This window comes from Catenulispora pinistramenti (assembly GCF_018274385.1).
Lineage (GTDB): Bacteria > Actinomycetota > Actinomycetes > Streptomycetales > Catenulisporaceae > Catenulispora > Catenulispora pinistramenti.
Map to the genome: position 1 here is coordinate 1 of NZ_JAAFYZ010000407.1, position 3,920 is coordinate 3,920.

The window sequence follows — 3,920 nt, forward strand, 5'->3', positions numbered from 1 at the left end:
GGCGGGGGCGTGGCTGTCGTCGCGGGCGGAGGAGGCTCGCGGTGGCGGTCGGGCTGAGGCAGCTCAGGTGCTGTGCCCGAACCTGGTTGTGTTATCGGCGTGATCGGTGATCGGTGATCGGTGATCGGTGATCGGTGATCGGTGACTGGTGACTGGTGAGGCGACCGGTGTCAGGTGCCTGCTATGTCGGCACGCGGTGGCGCGTCCGGTAGACCAGATCGCGCCACCGCACACCCGCTTCAACGACTCAGCAGCCGCCGGATCTCGCGTCCGAGGATGCCGAGCCCGTCCATCGTCAGCACCGACTCGGGGTGGAACTGGAGCCCGGTGAAGGAGGGTCCCCGCAGGGCCGCCGTCAGGCTGCTGTCGGGGATCGCCACTGTTTCCAGGACCAGGAATTCCGGAAGGCGCGCCGCGTAGGAGTTGTAGAACGCCACTCGCTCCCGGCTGCCGAACAGGTCCAGCTCCGCCTGCATCCCCTGCATCGGCGTGGGCAGCCGCACCAGTTCCAGGCCGAGTTCGGCGGCCAGCGCCTGGTGGCCGAGGCAGAGGCCGAGGGTGGGGGTGCGGTGGTCGATCAGGAGCTTGGCCAGTTTGCGGACACCGTTGATGCGCGGCGAGGTCAGGTCGCGGGGGTCGCCGGGGCCGGGGCCGAGGAGGACCAGGTCGTAGGCGCTGTGGTCGGGGACCTCGTCGTGCGCGACGCGCGTCGTCTCCAGGCCGAGGGAGCGCAGTTCGACCGCCAGCATCGACGTGAACGCGTCCTCGTTGTCGATGATCAGCACCCTGCGTCCGGCCAGTGCCGGGTCGACCAGGTTCGCGGGCTCGTGCTCGTTCAGCCAGAAGGGGGAAAGGGTTTCGTTACGGGCCGCCAGCAGTGCGGCGATCTCGGGGTCCTCGGACCATGGTGCCGTGCGCGCCTCCGCCGGGGTGCCCGGGCTGGTGTGGGCCGGGGATGTCGGCCCGAACGCCACCCCGAAGGCTCGCAGCACCCCCGCGGCCTTCGCGTACGTCTCCCGCACCTCCTCGTACGGATCCGACCCGCGCACCAGGGTCGCGCCGACCGGTACCCGCACCGTCCCGTCGTTCGCCACATACGCGACCCGCAGCATCAGCGGCGCGTCCATCTCCGGCGCCCCGGTCTCGTCGTGGGAGATCAGCGCCGCGACCCCCGCGTAGTACCCGCGGCCGCCCCGTTCGTGCCGCTTGATCACCCGGAACGCGTTGCGGATCGGGGAGCCGGTGGCGGTGGGGGCGAACATGGTGGTGCGCAGGATCAGGCGCGGGTCCATCGTGGTGCGCGCCTCGATGTAGTACTCGGTGTGCGCGAGGTTCGTCATCTCCTTCAGGAACGGTCCGCGGACCCGGCCGCCGAGGTCCCCGACCTCGGCGAGCATCTTCAGTTCCTCGTCCACGACCATCGCCAGTTCGTCGCGCTCCTTGGCGTCGCCCAGGAACGCCACCACGCGCTCCCGTGAAGCTGTCGCCGGGGGTTCGCGCAGGGTTCCGCTAATGGGGTTCATCACCGCGATCCCTCTGGAGAGCGATACGTGGCGTTCCGGAGTCGCCCCGACCATCAGCCCCTCGCCGGTGTCGATGAGGAACGTCCAATAGGCGTTCCGCTCCCGCTCCAGCAGTGCGCGGAACGCTCCGTACGCCGTCTCCCGTGCGGAGTCGCAGTGTCCGACGAACGTCCGGCGCAATACGAAGTTCGACCCTTCGCCCGCGCCGATCTCCTCATCGAGCACGCGTTTTACGGACGCCCCATACGCCTCGTCATCCACATCGAACGCGCCGTCCCGCAACACCGGCGGCGTGGCGGGCGGCAACTCCGTGATCAAGCATCGGGAGCGTTCCCTGATCCGCAGGGCGAGCAGTGGTGTGTGGTCGTCGTGACACTCGTCCCCGCGTTCCATGAGTTGCCTATAGGGGACGAGAGCGAGGAGCGCGTCAGAGTCCTCTGTAGGGAGATCCGCCAGCGCGGGGAACTGCTCGAAGGCGCCTCCGGTGAGCAGTTCGACGTCCGGCTCGGAGCCGCGCCGGATCAGCGCGAACGGTCCGTCCGGCAGACGTGAGGGGAAACCCGGTAGCAAGTCCTGCGGCAAGCCCTGGTGTGCCATTGCGGTGCCTCTCTAAGGAGGCCGCTCCGTGAGGCCCACCGGGGGTTCTCCAGGGCTTTCTCAGAGAAACCGAAACCGGCCGCCTCGTGAGGCGGCCGGTCGGGAGCGTGGGTGCGCTGTTACCGGGGTCCGCCTGGGGCGGACCACCACCATTGCTGGGGGAACGAGCGCATGACCGCACAGTAGCAGGGTGTCACCCGCCGTGTGTGCCCGTCTCACCCCCCCCGGGCCTACTAGGCTGGCCGAAGCAAACATCCCACGCAGGAAGGTCCGGCAGCCATGGGCAAGAAGTCGAGTAGGGCCGTGAAGGCCGGGCAGACGCCGGTCCTGGACGGCGAGATCCCGGTCGTCGGGGCGCGCGAGGCGTGCCCGTGCGGGTCGGGCCGCCGGTACAAGGCCTGCCACGGCCGCGAGGCCGCGCACGCGGCGCACCAGCAGGCCGCCGAGGTGACCGCGAACAAGCGGCCGTTCGAGGGGCTGCCGGGCGAGACGGACATCGTCGCGATGCGCGAGCTGGTGCCGGCCGCCACCGCGCCGCTGAAGCTGGCCGGCGAGCACGCCGACCGCACCGTCACCCTGGCCACGGTCCTGCCGATGGCCGCCCCGGCGGTGCACCGGGACACCGGCGAGATCATGCTGGCGCTCCAGACCCTGGCCAGCTCCGGCGACCCGGACCGGGACCTGGCCGACGCGCTGCTGCGCGCCCTGGACAGCGAGCCGGGCACGGTCGTGGACTCCGCGGCCCCGGCGGCCGAGGGCCCGCGGCTGCGGGACCTGCTGGACACCAGCGCGGACAGCCTGGACATCGCCGTCCACGACGACTTCTCGTTCTGGATCATCGACGGCGCGGAGGTGTCGGCCGAGGCGCAGCTCTCGCTGGAGCACGCCAACGCCGCCGCGTACCCGACCACGAAGCTGGCCTCGGTCCCCTCCGCGTACTGGACGCGCATCCGGGAGAAGGGCCACCTGCGCTGGGTGATGCCCTACGAGGAGGAGAAGCTGATGGACGCGCTGGCCCGGCTGCACGCGGCCAAGCAGTCCGGCCTCGGCGAGGGCACCCGGTACGTCGGCGCCTTCCGCGCCTGCGGCCTGGTCGTCCCGGTCTGGGACCTCCCCAAGGAGATGGAGGCCTCGGAGATCGAGAAGCCGGCGGCCGAGTTCGCCGAGCGGCTGGCCAAGGCGCTCGCCGATGACAGTCCGTTGACGAACGAGGAGCGCCGGGCGCGTGCTGGGCTGGTGAGTCGACAGGTGACGCTGCGCTAAGGCGGCGCTACCGCTATAGAGCTCTATAGCGAGTTCGGTATAGAGCGACGAAGCGCGGGAGTCCTCAGGGGCTCCCGCGCTTTCCTATTGCTAGGTACTCATTGGTAGTGCCACATCATTGGTGCCGCATCAGGCAACCTCTGTCCGGTAGTTCGCGACGTGCCGGTCATCGGGGGGTAACGGGGACCCGTTGTCGGCTGGTACTGCTGGGCGGATTGCGGTTAGTCTGTGGGTTTTAAATGCTTTTACGGCCTTCGGTCATAGTTATGCCGGTTCGGGGTTCGGGGCGGCGAGTCGTGTTTGTCGGCTGCAGGTTCCCGCGTTCACAACCCCGCCCCACCTCAGGCCTCTTCAACACCGGCAAGTCAGGACAAGGGCACAGGCCAGATCAAGAGCAAGATCAAGGGCATAGGCCAGATCAACAGCAAGATCAAAGTCAAAACCATGGTGAAGGGCCGGGCCTCCGGCGGGCCTCGGCAACCTCAGGGAAACTAGCGCGGTTCCCTAGGGTGGCTGGGCCAGGGCTCAGCGGCGGCG

General features: G+C 69.3%; 2 protein-coding genes. One reads left to right on the forward strand and one right to left on the reverse strand.

The genetic code is table 11. From position 1 onward, the window contains the following. Positions 1-239: 239 nt before the first annotated feature. The gene (locus KGQ19_RS47780; protein ID WP_212022175.1) at positions 240-2,120 is read right to left on the reverse strand and encodes an anthranilate synthase family protein; all 1,881 of its coding nucleotides are present in this window, start codon (positions 2,118-2,120) and stop codon (positions 240-242) included. A gap of 279 nt (positions 2,121-2,399) precedes the next feature. Here KGQ19_RS47780 and KGQ19_RS47785 point away from each other — a divergent pair, with 279 nt between their 5' ends. Further along, complete coding sequence (locus tag KGQ19_RS47785; RefSeq protein ID WP_212022176.1) at positions 2,400-3,383, forward strand: DUF5926 family protein; 984 nt, start codon at positions 2,400-2,402, stop codon at positions 3,381-3,383. Positions 3,384-3,920 lie beyond the last annotated feature (537 nt).